The sequence below is a fragment of the Synechococcus sp. CCY 0621 genome (assembly GCF_019038465.1).
Classification (GTDB): domain Bacteria; phylum Cyanobacteriota; class Cyanobacteriia; order PCC-6307; family Cyanobiaceae; genus Cyanobium.
In genome coordinates this window covers 64,483-79,761 of record NZ_JAFKRH010000030.1, presented here as the reverse complement: position 1 = coordinate 79,761, position 15,279 = coordinate 64,483, and the positions used below count along the sequence as shown (strand labels likewise).

Genomic DNA, 15,279 nt, shown 5'->3' with positions numbered 1-15,279 from the left:
CCCCAAGCCCGCTTCCGGCGGGCTTTTTGATGGGCGACGATCCGAGAATGCACACACCGGCAGGCTCCCTGCGGCGGCGATGCAGCGGGATGCCGGAGCAGCCGTTAAACCAGGGTGACCGGACGCCCTGCCCATGACCGCCATCCTCACCAATCCCCTGCGGGTGGGTCTGCGCCAGGAGCGGGTGATCTCGCCCCAGTGCATCGTCATCTTCGGGGCCAGTGGCGACCTCACCCACCGCAAGTTGATCCCGGCGCTGTTCGAGCTGTTCCGCCAGCGGCGATTGCCCAGCGAGTTCGCCGTGCTCGGCTGCGCCCGGCGGCCCTGGAGCGATGAGGAGTTCCGCCAGAAGATGGGCGCCGCCCTGGCCAATGAGATCGCCTCGCACCGCACCGCCTGGGAGCAGTTCGCCCAGGGCCTCTTCTACGAGCCGGTCGACCTCCAGCAGCCCGACCACCTGGTGCGCCTCGGCCAGCGGCTGGAGAGCATCGACCGGCTGCGGGCCACCCGGGGCAACCGCACCTTCTACCTCTCGGTCTCGCCGGAGTTCTACGGCAGCGGCTGCCGCGCCCTGGCCGGTGCCGGCCTGCTGGCCGACGCCGATCGCAGCCGGGTGGTGATCGAGAAGCCCTTCGGCCGCGACTACGCCAGCGCCCAGGCCCTCAACAAGGTGGTGCAGGCCTGCGCCAAGGAAAGCCAGGTGTTCCGCATCGACCATTACCTGGGCAAGGAAACGGTCCAGAACATCCTGGTGCTGCGCTTCGCCAACACGATCTTCGAGCCGATCTGGAACCGCAACTACATCTCCAGCGTCCAGATCACCGCCGCCGAAACCGTCGGCGTGGAGGAGCGGGCCGGCTACTACGAATCCTCCGGCGCCCTGCGGGACATGGTGCAGAACCACCTCACTCAAATCCTGGCCCTGACGGCGATGGAGGCCCCCGGCCGCTTCGATCCGGAGGCGATCCGCAACGAAAAGGCCAAGGTGCTGCAGTCGGCCCGCCTGGCCAACGAGGACGAGGCCTGGAAGTGCTGCGTGCGGGGCCAGTACGCCGCCGGCGGCACCATGGCCAAGCCCCTGCCCGGCTACCGCCAGGAGCCGGGGGTGAACGCCAACAGCACCACCGAGACCTACGTGGCCATGAAGGTGGCCATCAACAACTGGCGCTGGCAGGGCGTCCCCTTCTACCTGCGCACCGGCAAGCGCTTGCCGAAGCGCCTCAGCGAGGTGGTGCTCACCTTCCGGGAGGCCCCGGTGCACCTCTTCGACGCCGCCGGTGGCGCCCCCACCCCCAACCAGCTGATCCTGCGCATCCAGCCCGATGAGGGCGCCGAATTCAAGTTCGAGGTCAAGGCCCCCGGCTCCGGGATGCGCAGTCGTCCCGTCGACATGGCCTTCAGCTACGACGAATCCTTCGGTGAACCCTCCGATGAGGGCTATGTGCGCCTGTTGGCCGACGCCATGCTGGGGGATCCCACCCTGTTCACCCGCAGCGACGAGGTGGAAGCGGCCTGGCGGCTCTACACGCCGCTGCTGGCCCTGATCGAGGAATCCCCCTGGCAACTGCCCGTCCACCCCTACGAAGCCCGCACCTGGGGTCCGGCCGCCGCCGATGGCCTTCTGGCCGATGACGGCCTGATCTGGCGCCGCCCCTGAGGCACGGGTCCGGTCCCCCCTCTCGCTCCAGTCCCCCAGCCCAGCGACCACCGCCCCCTTCCGCGCCCCCATGGCTCCCCAGCTCACCCTCCAGGCCCCCCTCGATCTGCCGCCCGAGGAGGTCCACCCCTACCTCCAGCGCCTCTGGACCCATGACCTGGAGGGCTCCACCGGCGCCGCCACCTTCACGCTGGTGGTGTGGGAACCTTCCTGGCTGGAACAGCAGATGGTGCGGATCGGCCGGGTGGATGGGCCCATCACCGGCCTGCTGCGCCAGGAGCTGCTGGAGGCGGCCCGCCTGGCCCTGCCGGACACCGACCTGCCCCTCAGCACGGCGCCGATGGATCCCCGGCTGGCCTGGGCCATCGGCCAGAAGGATGGCCACCACCGGTGCCAGGACCTGCGCGGCCAGTTCGTCGAAAGCGCCATCAGTGCCCACATGCCGCGGCGGCTGATCACCCTGGCCCCCACCCTGGATCCCGGCCATCCCCTCGAGACCCTGGTGGCGGCCTACTGCCCACTGCCGGAAGAGGGGGGCGCGGGAGCCGCCTGCGGCGACGTTGTGGTGCTCCGTGGCGGCATGGGGGCGCTGCAGCAGAGCCTCGACCTGTTCCAGACCCTGGTGGACGACAGCCTGCCGTGCTGGGTGTGGTGGAACAGCAGCCTGGATGAACCCTCCGAGATGCTGGAGGCGCTGGCGCCGGTGCCCCGGCGGCTGGTGATCGACAGTTCCCTCGGGGAGCCGCGCCGCTGCCTCGACCTCATGCTGGCCCGGATCAGCGCCGGCCAGGCCGTCAATGATCTCAACTGGCTGCGGCTGCGCACCTGGCGTGAATCCCTGGCCATGGTGTTTGACCCCCCGTCCCGTCGGGATGCCCTCGGCCATGTGGTCCAGCTCGACATCGACGTGGAGGGCGACCACCCGGTCAAGGGGTTGCTGCTGGCCGCCTGGATCGCCGACCGCCTGGGTTGGCACCTGGTGACCAGCTATGCGGTGGAAGTGGACGGGCCGGGTCCGGGAATCACGGCCGAGTTCGAGCGCACCGACGGCGTGGCGGTCCAGTTCACGCTCATGCCCGTGCCCATGGGGGTGCCCAAGACCCACCCCGGCGCCATCGTCGGCATGCGGCTGATCTGCGAACCGGTGCACCGGCCCCCCCTGTGTGTGATCCTCTGCTCGGAGTCAGGGGGCTGCATGCGGCTGGAGTCGGGGGGCATGGCGAGCATGGAACTGGCCGAGGGGGTGGTGCCCCTGCCCGAGGAGAGCGAGGAGATGGAAATGGCCCGCCTGCTCTCCGGCGGCCACGATTCCACCGCCCCGCTGCTGGCGGCGGCGGTGCCACTGGCGGCCACCCTGCTGCCAGGCTGAAGCGCGCTCCTCTCTCGGCGCGTCAACGCCGTCCCGACCCGATCGCATGAGTTGCCTGATCGCCGCCCCCTGCAGCGGCAGCGGCAAGACCCTGCTGAGCCTCACCCTGGCGGCCGTGGCGCGGGCGCGGGGGGAGAGCCTCCAGCCCTTCAAAGTGGGGCCCGACTACCTCGACCCCCAGTTGCTGGGGGCTGTGGCGGGGCGCCCCTGCCGCAACCTCGACCCCCTGCTCTGCGGCGAGGAGTGGGTGCGGCGCAGTTATCAATGGCATGGCGGCCGGGCCACTCGGGTGCTGGTCGAGGGGGTCATGGGCCTGTTCGATGGCCGTGGCTCCGGCAGCGAGGGCAGTTCCGCCGCCGTGGCTGATCTGCTGGGGCTGCCGGTGGTGCTGGTGGTGGAAGCGTCGCGCCAGGCCGGCAGCCTGGCGGCCCTGGTGCGCGGCTTCCGCGACCACGGCCCGCCCCGGGTGTCCCTGGCCGGAGTGGTGCTCAACCGGGTCGGCAGCGACCGGCACCACCGCCTGCTCGCCGAAGCCCTCGAGGCCATCGAGGTTCCCCTGCTGGGAGTGCTGCCCAGCCACCCCAGCCTGGAACTGCCCTCCCGCCACCTGGGCCTGCTCACCCCGGGCGAGCTGGGCGACCTGGGCGAGCGCCAGCGGATCTGGGCCCGCCTGGCTGAAGAGCACCTCGATCTGGGCCGGCTCTGGCCCCTGCTGGCACCACCGGCCGGCCCGCCGGAAACGCTGGATCCGATTCGCTGGTGCCTGGGGCAGGTCCCGCCGGAGCCACCCACCACCGTCTCCACGGCCACCCCGGCCTCCGGCCCCCTGCCCGTGGCGATCGCCAGCGACGCCGCCTTCCACTTTCGCTACCCGGAAGCCGAGGAGCTGCTCTTGGCCTGCGGCCTGCGGCCGCTGCCCTGGAGTCCCCTGGCCGACGAGCCCCTGCCGGCGGACTGCCGGGCGGTGTTGCTGCCGGGCGGCTATCCCGAGCTGCATGCCTCCCAACTGGCGGCCGCCCGCCGCAGCCTGGGATCCCTCGGCGTGGCGGCCCGCGCCGGTCTGCCGATCGTGGCCGAATGCGGCGGCTTGTTGCTGCTGGGCCGGGAGCTGGAGGATGGCGACGGCAACCGGCACCCCATGGCCGGCTTGCTCCCCTTCAGCGCCCGCCGGGGTGCCCTCAGCCTGGGCTACCGCCAGGCCCTGCCGGGCGTGGATGGGCTGCTGGTGCGCCGAGGTGAAGTCCTCAGCGGCCATGAGTTCCACCGCTGGCAGCTGGTGCCCCAACCACCCCTGGCCGATGAGTTGGCAGCGGGGGAGGACTTATGGCAACTTGATGGGTGGGGAACACCCGCAAGGATTGAAGGATGGACCGCCCGGACCGTTCACGCCAGCTGGCTGCACCTCCACTGGGCTGGATGCCCGGCGATTCCCTCGAGACTGGCGAGAGCCGCCGCCAGCGCCGTGCCGCTGCCGAGGAACGCCGCTTCATTCAGCCCAGTCTGCGGATGAGTGCCACGCCCCATGAGCGCTGGCGCCTGAATGTGCGGGGGCTGGTGCAGGGGGTGGGCTACCGGGTGGGTTGCCGCCAGAAGGCCATCGACCTCGGCCTCAGCGGCTGGGTGCGCAACCGCGCCGATGGCTCGGTGGATCTGGAGGCCGAGGGGCTTCCGGACCGGCTGCAGGAGCTGCGGCTCTGGTGCGAAAAGGGGCCCCAGGGGGCCCATGTGAGCAGTGTCAGCAGCGGCCAGGTGGCGGTGGCGGGCACCGACTGGTTCGAGATCCGCACCTGAACCATCACGGCACCGGAGAATGGGGCTTCAACGACCCCCACCATGCCGACCACCAGCCTCTGGCGTGAACTGTTCGGATTTGGCCTGGCGATCAGCTTCAGCCCGCTGCACATCGGCCTGCTGCTGCTGATCCTGGTGGGTCCCAATCCTCTGCGCCGGGGAAGCTGGTTCGTGCTGGGCTGGCTGCTCACCTCCGCGGCGGCCATGGCCCTGCTGCTGAGCGTGGGCCATGGCCTGCTGCTCACCATGGAGCAGGGCAGCGATCAGCGCACCGGCCTCGATCTGCTGGGGGCCGGCGGCCTGCTGGCCTTGGGCCTCAACGGCCTGCAGGGCAGCCGCCAGGAGAGTGGTCCCCCCGGCTGGACCCGCCGGCTGGACGGCTTCTGCGCCCTGCCGCTGCCGCTGCTGCTCGGCCTCAGCGCCGCTGTGCAGGTGTCCAGCCCGGATGATCTGTTCCTTTATGCCAAATCCGCCGCCAGCCTGCTGGAGGCGGGGTTGAGTCGGCCCCGGGAGGTGCTGACCACGGGGGTGTTCAGCCTGTTCAGCGCCATCCTGCTGCTGCTGCCCCTGGCGGGGCTGGCACTGGTGGGTCAGGAGCGTCTGCGGCCCGTGCTGCAGGCCGGCAAGGACTGGCTGTTTGCCAACGCCGAGCTCATCGTGGCGACCATCTGCTTCGTCCTGGCCGCTTACCTCGGCTGGCAGGGCATCGAGGGGTTGCGGGCCGGCTGAGATCAGGGACCGCCCGGGGGGTCCTCAGCCTCAAGGATGCGTCCGAGGTACTTGGGATCGTGGATGGTGCCGTGGCGCGAGAAGGGCAGCACCCGCTCCGGAGGCAGTCCCGGCATCGCCGGCCGCGAGCGCAGCTTCAGCCAGCGCCGCACCAGCACGATCACTCCCACCAGGACCGCAGCGACGAGCAGGGCTCCCACTTCGGCGATCAGCTCACCGCCCAAGGTGGATCCAGGGGCTTCGCCCTGGCTGGCGGCGTCCTTGGCCTCCGGCTGGGCGGTGCCCAGCACCGTCGCCAGTTCAAGCCGCGGAGGCGTCATACCGAGAAGGGGATTCAGGGTGTGATCCAGACAGAAACCTATGGACGGAGGGTAGGCGCTGTGCTCGGGTGGGTCCAGCTCATGGGGCCGATGGACTGCTGTCGACCTCCCGCAGCCAGCGTCCCCAGTGCTCCCGCTCAGCGTCGTCACCGGCCCCGGCCATCAGGGTCACCGCCTGGCTGGCCCGGCTCACCGCCACGTACACCAGCCGTTGCCGCAGCTGCAGGTCCCGGGGCCAGAAGACGTCCTCATCGATGAAGACCTCCCCGAAGGTGCTGCCCTGGCTGCGATGGACGGTGAGCACGGCCGCCGGTCCGAGGGAGGCGAAGGCGTCACGCACCAGGAAGTAGCGGCGCCAGAAGGGCTTGCCATCTTTTTTGCCCGCCTCGCGGGCCTGCTGCCGCAGCCCCTCCATCACCCCGTCAAGGCTGGCGCGGGGGCCGCTGCCCAGGGGGGGCAGCAAGCGCAGGTTCAGCTGGGCCTCCCCCGCCTCGACGGTGGCGGTGAGGGTGTCGATCACGGAGGCACCAAGGCAGGCCTCCACGCCATAGTCAGCCAGGTCACAGCGTTCGGGGCGCACATCGCGCACCACCAGCTCCCGGTTGCTGCCCAGCAGCAGGTCGGGCTCCTCGGCGGCGGCGTCCCCTTCGCGGCAGGCGGGCGCCATCACGGCGGTGCGGGTGATCAGCACCTCGCCGGGGAGCACGGGCAGCTGGTCGGCCATGGCGCCATGCAGGGCGCGGCGGGCGATCGGCACCAGACGCTCCAGGGACCGGTTGGTGTAGCAGAGGATCCGGGCCAGGTCGGGATCGTCGGCAGCGGCGCTGCGGCGCAGGCCCTCCTGGGCGGCCGCCAGCCAGTCGCTTCGGCCCAGCAACGACACCCGCCCCGTGGCGGTGCGCACCGGTGCCAGCACAGGCGGCCTGCGGCAAGGGAGGTTCCCCTGCCGCAGGCCGCCGGCCAGGCGCAGCACCGGTCCCTGGTGGCGGACCACATGGGTCAGGGCCACCCGCTGGGCCCGGCCCAGGGCGAACACCGGACTCTGCTCCTCCCCCACCGGCGGCAACTGGGCCGGATCCCCCACGAACACCAGGCGGGTGCGGTAAGCCTGGGCGCAGCGAAGGGTGATCTCCAACAGGCTGCCATCCACCATCGAGGCCTCATCGACCAGCACCAGCCCGAGGTTCTCGAGCGCCAGGGCGGTCTGCGCCGTTTCCTCGCAGCGTTCCCGATCCCCCTCCCGCTTCAGCTTCAACCGCAGCAGGCGGTGGATGGTGGAGGGGTACCAGGTGGGTTGCAGTCCCGCCAGGGCGAGGTGATGGCGCAGCACGCCCACCGCCTTGTGGGTAGGGGCGACAACGGTCCAGCAGAGGCCGGCCCGCTCCGCCTGGGCCAGGAATCGCATCGACAGGAACGTCTTGCCGGTGCCGGCATAGCCCTCCAGCACGAACGGCACGCCGTCGGATGGGGCCGACAGCCAGGCGGCGAAGGCGGTGGCGGCGTTCTGCTGATCGTCGCTCAGGCTGGAGAGATCGCTCACCCCAGCGGCAACCAGCCGGCGCCCTGGGCGATCTGCAGCGGCGAGCCGAGCAGGGCCAGGCCCGGCAGCGCCACCAGGGGACCCATCAGGCTGCCGACCAGCACCTCTGGGCGGGTGTGGCCGAGGTTTTCCTTGAGGGGACGCAGCACGGGTTCGGCGCTGGTCTCCCCTGGATTGGACCGCGTGTCCCAGAGTCCATCGGGGAGACCATTCACCCGCTGGGCCGTCAGACCGGCGGCGCGCCTCACGCCGCTGGCGTCGTACAGGACGACGAAGCAGAGCACGGCCGCCAGGGCGAACAGGGGGTCGGCGAAGCCCAGTTCCCAGCCCAGGCCAGCCGCCGTGCCGGTCATCAGGGCGGAATGGCTCGACGGCATGCCGCCGGTTTCGACCAGCACCGCCGGCCGCCAGCGCCGGTGCTGCACCAGTTCGATCACCAGCTTGGAGAGCTGGGCCACGCCGCAGGCGGCCAGACCCCAGGCCAGCACACCGTTGGCCAGGATCTCCCCCAGGGCATCGAGCGCGCCGACAGCTTCGCTCATCGGTCGCGACTGGTGATGTAGTCGGCCAGGGCCAGCAGGGGCGCGGCCTTGGTGTTCCAGGGGGTCAGCACCGCCTTGGCCTCGCTCACCAGGGCTTCCGCGCGGCGGCGGGATTCCTCCAGGCCCAGCAGTTTGGGGTAGGTGGTCTTGTCGGCAGCCAGGTCCTTGCCGGCAGTCTTGCCCAGCACGTCGCTGCTGGCGGTGACATCGAGGATGTCGTCGATGATCTGGAAGGCCAGTCCGATGCCCCGGGCGTAGGTGCGCAGGGCCGTCAGCAGCTCCTCGGAGGCCCCGGCGACCAGGGCGCCGGAGATCACGCAGGCCCGCAGCAGGGCACCTGTCTTGTGCAGGTGGATGTACTCGAGGGTGTCGAGATCCACCTGGCGGGCTTCGCATTCCAGGTCGACCACCTGGCCGCCCACCAGGCCGGGGGCGCCGGAGGCCAGGGCCAGCTCGCCCACCACCTGCAGCAGCCGTTCGGGGGGAACCCCTGGGCTGCGCAGCGCCACCATCTCGAAGGCGCGCGTCAGCAGGGCATCGCCGGCCAGGATCGCCTTGGCCTCGCCGTACACCTTGTGGTTGGTGGGCCGGCCGCGGCGCAGGTCGTCGTTGTCCATGGCGGGCAGGTCGTCATGGATGAGCGACATGGTGTGGATCATCTCCATCGCCACCGCCGTGGGCATGGCCAGATCGGTATCACCGCCGGCCAGTTCACAGGCCGCCAGGGTGAGGATCGGCCGCAGGCGCTTGCCACCGGCCAGCAGGGAATAGCGCATCGCCTCCCGCAGCGACTCCGGACGCTCCGGGCCCAGGGAGCCGTCCAGGGCCGCCTCCACCCGCCAGCGGGCCGCCTCCAGGTAGGCGGTGAAGTCGAACGCCGTGCTCACCGCCGGGGCCATGGGTACCAGTGTGTTGGCGCGGATTCTCTCAGGCCGATGGTGGCAGGTGCTGGATGTGCGCAACAGTTTGGGATCGGTTGCGCTGCATTGGGGGAGGCATTGACCTTGCCGTTGGCGTCGTCAGCGGAGCAGATCATCCAGGGAATGCTCCAGCCCGTGGCGATTGCACCAGGCCACCACGGTGTTGACCAGCAGCATGGCCACGGTCATCGGCCCCACCCCGCCCGGCACCGGCGTCATGACGGCCGCCAGGGGCTCGACCGTCTCGTAATCCACGTCGCCGCAGAGCTTCCCGTCCAGTCGGTGGATGCCCACATCCACCACCACCGCCCCCGGCTTGACGTGCACCTTGCCGATCAGTTGGGGGTGGCCGGCCGCCACCACCAGCAGATCGGCCTGGCGGGTCACCTCGGCCAGGTGACGGGTGCGGGAATGGGCCACGGTGACCGTGGCATCGGCGGCCTGCAGCATCAGGGCCATCGGCTTGCCCACCAGGATGCTGCGGCCGACCACCACCGCATGGGCCCCGGAGATCGGCACATCGGCGCTGCGCAGCAGCGCCATCACCCCAGCCGGCGTGCAGCTGCGCGGGCCCCGCTCCCCCTTCAGCAGCCGGCCCAGGTTGAGGGTGTGCAGACCATCGGCATCCTTGTCCGGGTCGATCGCCGCCAGCAGCGGTTCTTCCGCCAGACCCTGCGGCAGGGGCAGCTGCAGCAGGATGCCGTCGACCGTCGGGTCGGCGTTGAGGCGCCGGATCAGGGCCAGCACCTCCTCGGCCGGGGTGTCCGCTGCCAGATGGCCCCCGTGGCTGCTGATGCCGATGCGGCCACAGGCCTTCTCCTTGTTGGCGACGTACACGCCACTGGCGGGATCATCCCCAACCCGCAACACCGCCAGGCCGGGTGCCCGACCCGCCACCTCCAGGCCTTCGCTGATCACGGCGCTCAGGCGCCGTTCGATCTCCGCCGCCAGTCGCCGGCCGTCGAGAAGGGTGGCCATGGGGAGAACGCGCTGCCGACCACCAGCATGCAACGACAGCCCCCGAATGGAGCGACGTTGTGCATTGGCTAGCGTGGGTGGTATGAGATTGGGGCTGCGGCCGATCAGGGGACTCTGGCGCCAGCTGCTGCGGCTCGAGCGTCCCCGCCAGGCCTTGGTGGCCTGGCGTCCAGGGGGCGGTCTGCTCGTGCTGCTGCTCTGCCTCCTGGTGGCCCTGCTGTCCAGTTGGCCCTGGTTGGTCGAGCCGAGTCTGCGTCCGGGCATGGCGGCCCCCTTCACCGTGCGGGCGCCCGCCGACGCCACCGTCATCGACAGCACCGACCTGGAGCAGCGCCGCAGCCAGATGCTGCCCCGCAGCCAGGTCCAGGTGGTCGACCCCCAGGCCAGCGAGGCCTTGATGCAACGGCTGGAGCAACGTCTGCTGCACGTGCGCGAGAAGGTGGCCGACGACCAGCCCCGCCCCGATTCTCTCAATCTCACCGAAGAAGAACGTCGCTGGCTGACGGGCCTGACGCCCCCCCGGCTGGTGGCCTGGAAGGTCTCCCTGCGGCAGGCCCAGCTGCGCATGCTCAGCCAGGGGGTGGTGGCGAGCCTTTCGGAAGGCCAGCTCCTCCAGGCGGCGGTGCTGCAGCTCAACGACCTGCCAGCTCCGGCCCGCAGCCTGGGCAGCCGCCTGCTGGCCAGCAGCCTGCAAGGTCGCACCAACCTGCGCGGTGACAGCTTCCTCAGCCAGCGCCGCATTGAAGACCTGCTCACCCGCCAGGGGCTGCCCACGATCCGGGTGCGGAAGAACGACCTAATCACCCGGCAGGGCGAACCGATCAGCCCCCAGGCCTTCGATGTGCTGGAGCACTTCGACCTGGTCAACCATCGCCCCCGCCCCCTGGCCTGGCTGGCCCGCTTCAGTGAGGCCCTGGCCGCCTGCGGTGTGCTGCTGCTGGTGATGCGCCGCTGGCGGGCCAGCCTCGAACCCCGCCAGGCCCTGCTGGCGCTGGCGATGCTGGTGCTGGTCCAGGGGTGCAAGCTCTGGCTCGGCAACCAGGTCAGTCCCCTGGCCCTGCTGGTTCCCCCCACCTTGCTGCTGTCCCAGGGCCTGGGCACAGCCGCCGGCCTGGCCTGGCTGGCCGTGGCCGCCATGCTCTGGCCGGTGCCGGTGCAGGGTCTGCTGGCGCCCCAGCTGGGGGTGGCGGCCCTGGTGGCGGCGATCGCGGCCGTGCTCGCCGGACGCCAGCGCAACCGGGCCCAGCTGCTGCAACTGGCCCTGTTGCTGCCGGTCGGCGCCGTGCTGCTCCAGTGGCTGTTGATCCAGATGTTCAACCTGCGCGGCCTGGAAACCTCCTCGGGACCATTCAGCGGCAGCGACCTGCTCCAGGAGGCCCTGCTGGTGACGGGTCTGCTGATGGCGGGTCTGCTGCTGGCCCCGTTGGTGGAGAGCTTCTTCGGCCTGCTCACCCGCGCCCGGCTGATGGAACTGGCCGACCTGGAACGCCCCCTGCTGCGGCGGCTGTCGATGGAGGCGCCGGGCACGTTCGAGCACACCCTGATGATCTGCGGACTGGCGGAGGAGGGGGCCCGCGCCATCCAGGCCGATGTGGATCTGATCCGCACCGGTGCCCTCTATCACGATGTCGGCAAGCTGCACGGCCCCCACTGGTTCATCGAGAACCAGGAGAACGGCGCCAACCCCCACGACGAACTCGACGATCCCTTCGCCAGCGCCGCCATCCTCCAGGCCCATGTCGACGAGGGGCTGAAGCTGGCCCGTCGCTACCGGTTGCCTCGCCCCCTGGCGGATTTCATCCCCGAGCACCAGGGCCGGCTGAAGATGGGCTACTTCCTGCACCAGGCCAAGGAGCGGGACCCTGCGGTGCGGGAGGAGCAGTTCCGCTACCGGGGCCCTGCCCCCCGCAGCCGCGAGACGGCCATCCTGATGCTGGCCGATGGCTGCGAGGCCGCCCTGCGCTCCCTGCCACCGGGCACCACCGAGGCCGAGGCCCAGGCGATGGTGCGGCGCCTTGTCGAGGCCCGTCAGAACGACGGCCAGCTCGACGGCAGCGGCATCTCCCGGGCGGAGCTGGAACTGGTGATCCGGGCCTTCGTGCGGGTCTGGCGGCGCATGCGCCATCGGCGCATTCCCTACCCCATCTCCCCCCGCAAGGCCTTCAGCGCCTGAGGCGCCTGCGGCCAAGCCAGAGGCCCACCGCCAGCCCCACACGCACGGCCACCAGCCCCCCCAGCAGGCTGATCAGCACCACGGCCAGGGCTTCGTCGGAGCGGCCGCGGCGCAGGGCCAGGCTGATCTGCAGCATCCAGCTGCTGAAGGTGGTGAGCGACCCGCAGAAGCCGATGCCCCCCAGCAGCATCAGCCGCGGCCGGGGGGGCGGCAGCGCCGCAATCACACCGATCAGAAACGTGCCCAGCATGTTGGCCACCAGATCGGACTCGACCAGTCCGGCGTGGCCCCCCACCAGGCCCTTGCCCAGGTCCTCCAGCTGCCAGCGCAGCAGGGCACCGGGCACGGCGCCTGTGGCCACCAGCAGCAGGTCCCGCGCTTCGCGGCGCAGGCTGGGGGGGCTTCCGGTTGGGGATGGTGCCATGGGTCTGTCCTAGGAGCTGCCCAGGGCCAGGCCAGCGGCCACGGCCAGCACCCCCCCCAGCACCGAGCCGCCACAGAGCAGGACCGCCTCCCGGCGCTGCTTCCGCTGCAGGGTGCCGTGCAGTTCGGCGATCCAGGTGGAAAAGGTGCTGAAGCTGCCCAGAAATCCCGTGCCCAGCAGCAGCAGGGTGCGGCCCGCCCCAAGGCCGCAGCTGGCCTGCAGACTCACCAGCAGGCCGATGGCGAAGCAGGCAATCAGGTTCACACCGAACGTGCCCCAGTGCTTGCGGGGCAGCATCGGCTCGAAATGGTTGACGACCCGGAACCGCAGCCAGGCTCCCGGCACCGCGCCGAGCGCCACGAACAGGGCGTCGTTACCCACCGGTGCCGCCATTTCAGCCCTTCCCCCGGGGACCAGGGCCCCGCCAGTTTCGTCCATCCAGCAGGGCCCGTAGCTTGCGTTCCAGTACCACCGTTGACGGCACCAGGGTGATCAGGTTGGCGGCGATCACCGGTCCATCGGCCTTGAGCAGTCCGTAGGCAGCCCAGGCCAGGATTCCCAGGGTGAACAGGCCGTACATCCGCAGCGAGATGGCGCTGGTGTCGCCGCTGCGCACCGTCTTCACGGCCTGGGGAAACAGGCTGAGGGTGGTCAACGTGGCGGCCCCATAGCCAAGGGCACTCACCGCGATGGACTCCATTGGCGCCGGCCGTTGATGGGAGCAGCATGACGAGATTCCGCCCATTCCGCCGTGGTCCTGAGCTTCCATGAACTGCAGGGGCAGCTGCAGGCCCCCTGGGGCCGGGAGCATGGCGAGACGGGGGCCGGCGAGCCCGGGGCGGACTTTGATCTGCTGATGGTGCCGTCGCTGACCATGGATCCCTCCCAGCTGGCCCTGGTGACCGGGGCCCACCACTACGAGGAACGGCAGCTGTTCTCGTTGATGCGGCTCCGCAACCCCGGCGTGCAGGTGGTCTACGTGACCAGCAAGCTGCTGCCGGAGCTGGTGGTGGACGCCGTGCTGGAGCTGATGCCCGGGGTCCCCACCTCCCATGCCCGCCGGCGCCTGCACCTGTTCGACACCGATGATGGCTCCGCCCGACCGCTCACCCAGAAGCTGCTGGAGCGTCCGGCTTTGCTGGGGCGGATCCGGGAACGGCTGCGGCCCGGGCGCAGCTTCATCAACTGCTACGTGGTGACCGAGCTGGAGAAGGCGCTCTCCGAACGCTTGCAGGTGCCCCTGCTGGGCACCGATCCGGCCCTCGGCTACTGGGGCACCAAGGCGGGCAGCCGGGAGCTGTTCGCCCGCTGCGGCGTGCCGCATCCCCCCGGCACCGGCCTGGCCCACAGCTCCGCAGATCTGGCGGAGGCGGTGGCCGATCTCTGGGACGCCCACCCCGAGCTGGGCAGTTGCGTGATCAAGCTGAACGAGGGCTTCAGCGGCGAAGGCAATGCCCGGCTCGACTTCACCCCCCTGGCCCTGGCCGGCCTCTCCAGGCGGGAGCGGGTCGTCCGGCTCGGCGAAGCGCTGGAGGGCTTGCCGATGCCGTCGGCCGCCTGGAAGGAGCTGCTGGCCCAGCAGGGGGCTCTGGCGGAGGCCTGGCTGGAGGGTGGTGCCGAGCTCCGTTCCCCGAGCGTGCAGGGCACGATCCATCCGGGGGGGCTGGTGGAGGTGCTCTCCACCCACGAGCAGATCCTCGGGGGTCCAGGTGGCCAGACGTACCTCGGCTGCTGCTTTCCCGCCGCCGAGCCCTACCGGGTGGCGCTGATGCAGCACGGGCGGGCCGTCGGCCAGGCCCTCGCCACCGAAGGAGCCCTGGAGCGCTACGGCGTCGACTTCATCGCCCGCCGCTTCGGCGAGACATGGGATCTCCAGGCCATCGAGGTCAACCTGCGCCAGGGCGGTACCACCCATCCGTTCATGGCCCTGCGGGCGATCACCGCCGGCAGCCTCGAGCCCGCCACCGGCCGCTTCCTCTCCCCCACCGGCCAACCCCTGCACTACCGCGCCACCGACAACTTCAGCGACCCCCGGCTGCGGGGGCTGATGCCCCTCGACCTGATCGACATCGTCGCCGAGGCAGGCCTGCACTACGACCCTGCCCGCCTGCAGGGCAGTGTCTTCCATCTGCTGGGTTGCCTCTCGGAATTCGGCAAGCTGGGCATGACCTGCATCGGCCGGGACCCTGAGCAGGCCTCGGCCGTCTATCGCTCCACCGTGGCGGAGCTGCTGGCCGGAGCCAGCGCCCGCAGTGGGACCCTGCTTCCGTTGGCCGTCGACTGACGGCCCGGGCGACTCAGGGCAGGATGGGGCAGCACAGGGGGCGCATGGTTTCGATCACCGACCGCGACGACGACGGCGCCAGGCGCCCCCCACAGGCACCCCTGGGCCCTCCGATCTGGACCGGCTGGCTGCAGATCGGCCTGAGCACCATGTTGGCGGTCCTGTTCCTGGTGATCCTGAGCAAGACGCAGGAACAGAACCAGCGGTTGGTGCGGTTGGAGCAGCGGCTGCAGGGCCTGGAGAACAGCCGGGCCCTCGATCGCACCTCCGTGCTGGAGGAGCAGCAGCGGGCCATGGTGGGACGCCTGCAGACGCTCGAGAGCGGCGCCCAGCGGCTGGAAGCACTGGAGCGGCAGCAGGAGCAGTGGCGTTCCGCCCTCGCCGACATGCAGGGCCGCGCCGTGCGGCGACCCCAGGCGGATCAGGACGTCTTCCCCACCCCGCCGATGCCGTCCACAGGCTCCGGAGGCCGCCCCAGCGCCCCGGCGTCCGACCGCAGCGATGGCGGCGTCATCCGCCCGCCAGCTCCTGGAATCCCCTGAGGTCGCTCCC

General features: G+C 70.8%; 16 protein-coding genes. 8 read left to right on the top strand and 8 right to left on the bottom strand.

Annotated elements, in window-relative coordinates:
- Positions 1–133: 133 nt before the first annotated feature.
- The 5 genes from zwf (at position 134) to KUG43_RS09095 (ending at position 5,546) form a co-directional block, all read left to right on the top strand.
- A complete protein-coding gene (zwf, locus tag KUG43_RS09115; protein ID WP_216908305.1) occupies positions 134–1,657 on the top strand; it encodes a glucose-6-phosphate dehydrogenase in 1,524 nt (507 codons plus the stop codon).
- A 70-nt stretch (positions 1,658–1,727) separates the two neighbouring features.
- Complete coding sequence (locus KUG43_RS09110) at positions 1,728–3,026, top strand: glucose-6-phosphate dehydrogenase assembly protein OpcA (protein ID WP_216908303.1); 1,299 nt, start codon at positions 1,728–1,730, stop codon at positions 3,024–3,026.
- Positions 3,027–3,072: 46 nt separating this feature from the next.
- Positions 3,073–4,536: a cobyrinic acid a,c-diamide synthase CobB gene (locus KUG43_RS09105; RefSeq protein WP_216908301.1), complete on the top strand. Its 1,464-nt coding sequence runs from the start codon at positions 3,073–3,075 to the stop codon at positions 4,534–4,536.
- Positions 4,533–4,817, top strand: a complete 285-nt coding sequence (locus tag KUG43_RS09100) for an acylphosphatase (protein ID WP_216908299.1) — start codon at positions 4,533–4,535, stop codon at positions 4,815–4,817. Before KUG43_RS09105 ends, KUG43_RS09100 begins: the two co-directional genes overlap by 4 nt.
- A 42-nt stretch (positions 4,818–4,859) precedes the next feature.
- Positions 4,860–5,546 carry a GAP family protein gene (locus KUG43_RS09095; RefSeq protein ID WP_216908297.1) on the top strand — a complete coding sequence of 229 codons (687 nt, stop codon included), beginning with the start codon at positions 4,860–4,862 and terminating at the stop codon, positions 5,544–5,546.
- Positions 5,547–5,548: 2 nt separating this feature from the next.
- Here KUG43_RS09095 and KUG43_RS09090 read toward each other — a convergent pair whose 3' ends face one another.
- From KUG43_RS09090 to folD, 5 genes are all read right to left on the bottom strand, one after another.
- Complete coding sequence (locus KUG43_RS09090) at positions 5,549–5,866, bottom strand: hypothetical protein (RefSeq protein WP_216908295.1); 318 nt, start codon at positions 5,864–5,866, stop codon at positions 5,549–5,551.
- Positions 5,867–5,945: 79 nt separating this feature from the next.
- Positions 5,946–7,406, bottom strand: coding sequence for an ATP-dependent DNA helicase (locus KUG43_RS09085; protein ID WP_216908293.1), 1,461 nt, complete (start codon positions 7,404–7,406; stop codon positions 5,946–5,948).
- Entirely contained in the window at positions 7,403–7,948 is a 546-nt protein-coding gene (locus tag KUG43_RS09080; RefSeq protein WP_216908291.1) for a divergent PAP2 family protein, read from the bottom strand. The genes KUG43_RS09085 and KUG43_RS09080 overlap by 4 nt, the downstream gene beginning before the upstream one ends.
- Complete coding sequence (crtE, locus tag KUG43_RS09075) at positions 7,945–8,847, bottom strand: geranylgeranyl diphosphate synthase CrtE (protein ID WP_216908289.1); 903 nt, start codon at positions 8,845–8,847, stop codon at positions 7,945–7,947. The genes KUG43_RS09080 and crtE overlap by 4 nt, the downstream gene beginning before the upstream one ends.
- 120 nt (positions 8,848–8,967) lie before the next feature.
- Positions 8,968–9,846, bottom strand: coding sequence for a bifunctional methylenetetrahydrofolate dehydrogenase/methenyltetrahydrofolate cyclohydrolase FolD (gene folD, locus KUG43_RS09070; RefSeq protein ID WP_216908287.1), 879 nt, complete (start codon positions 9,844–9,846; stop codon positions 8,968–8,970).
- Between the two features lie 82 nt (positions 9,847–9,928).
- Between folD and KUG43_RS09065 the strand changes: the two genes are divergently transcribed.
- Positions 9,929–12,019 (top strand): HDIG domain-containing metalloprotein, encoded by a 2,091-nt coding sequence (locus tag KUG43_RS09065; RefSeq protein WP_216908285.1) that lies wholly within the window; start codon positions 9,929–9,931, stop codon positions 12,017–12,019.
- Here KUG43_RS09065 and KUG43_RS09060 read toward each other — a convergent pair.
- Genes KUG43_RS09060 through KUG43_RS09050 form a run of 3 tightly spaced genes read right to left on the bottom strand, consistent with a single transcriptional unit; the run spans position 12,009 to position 13,143 of the window.
- On the bottom strand, positions 12,009–12,443 hold the full coding sequence (locus KUG43_RS09060) for a fluoride efflux transporter FluC (protein WP_216908283.1): 435 nt from the start codon (positions 12,441–12,443) through the stop codon (positions 12,009–12,011). The two genes, KUG43_RS09065 and KUG43_RS09060, sit on opposite strands and share 11 nt — an antisense overlap.
- A 9-nt stretch (positions 12,444–12,452) precedes the next feature.
- A complete protein-coding gene (locus tag KUG43_RS09055; RefSeq protein ID WP_216908281.1) occupies positions 12,453–12,836 on the bottom strand; it encodes a fluoride efflux transporter FluC in 384 nt (127 codons plus the stop codon).
- Between the two features lies 1 nt (position 12,837).
- Positions 12,838–13,143 carry a SemiSWEET family sugar transporter gene (locus KUG43_RS09050; RefSeq protein ID WP_216908279.1) on the bottom strand — a complete coding sequence of 102 codons (306 nt, stop codon included), beginning with the start codon at positions 13,141–13,143 and terminating at the stop codon, positions 12,838–12,840.
- A 51-nt stretch (positions 13,144–13,194) separates the two neighbouring features.
- Here KUG43_RS09050 and KUG43_RS09045 point away from each other — a divergent pair, with 51 nt between their 5' ends.
- Together KUG43_RS09045 and KUG43_RS09040 are read left to right on the top strand one after the other, a co-directional pair.
- A complete protein-coding gene (locus KUG43_RS09045) occupies positions 13,195–14,727 on the top strand; it encodes a peptide ligase PGM1-related protein (protein WP_216908277.1) in 1,533 nt (510 codons plus the stop codon).
- A 44-nt stretch (positions 14,728–14,771) separates the two neighbouring features.
- The gene (locus KUG43_RS09040) at positions 14,772–15,269 is read left to right on the top strand and encodes a hypothetical protein (protein ID WP_216908275.1); all 498 of its coding nucleotides are present in this window, start codon (positions 14,772–14,774) and stop codon (positions 15,267–15,269) included.
- Positions 15,270–15,279 lie beyond the last annotated feature (10 nt).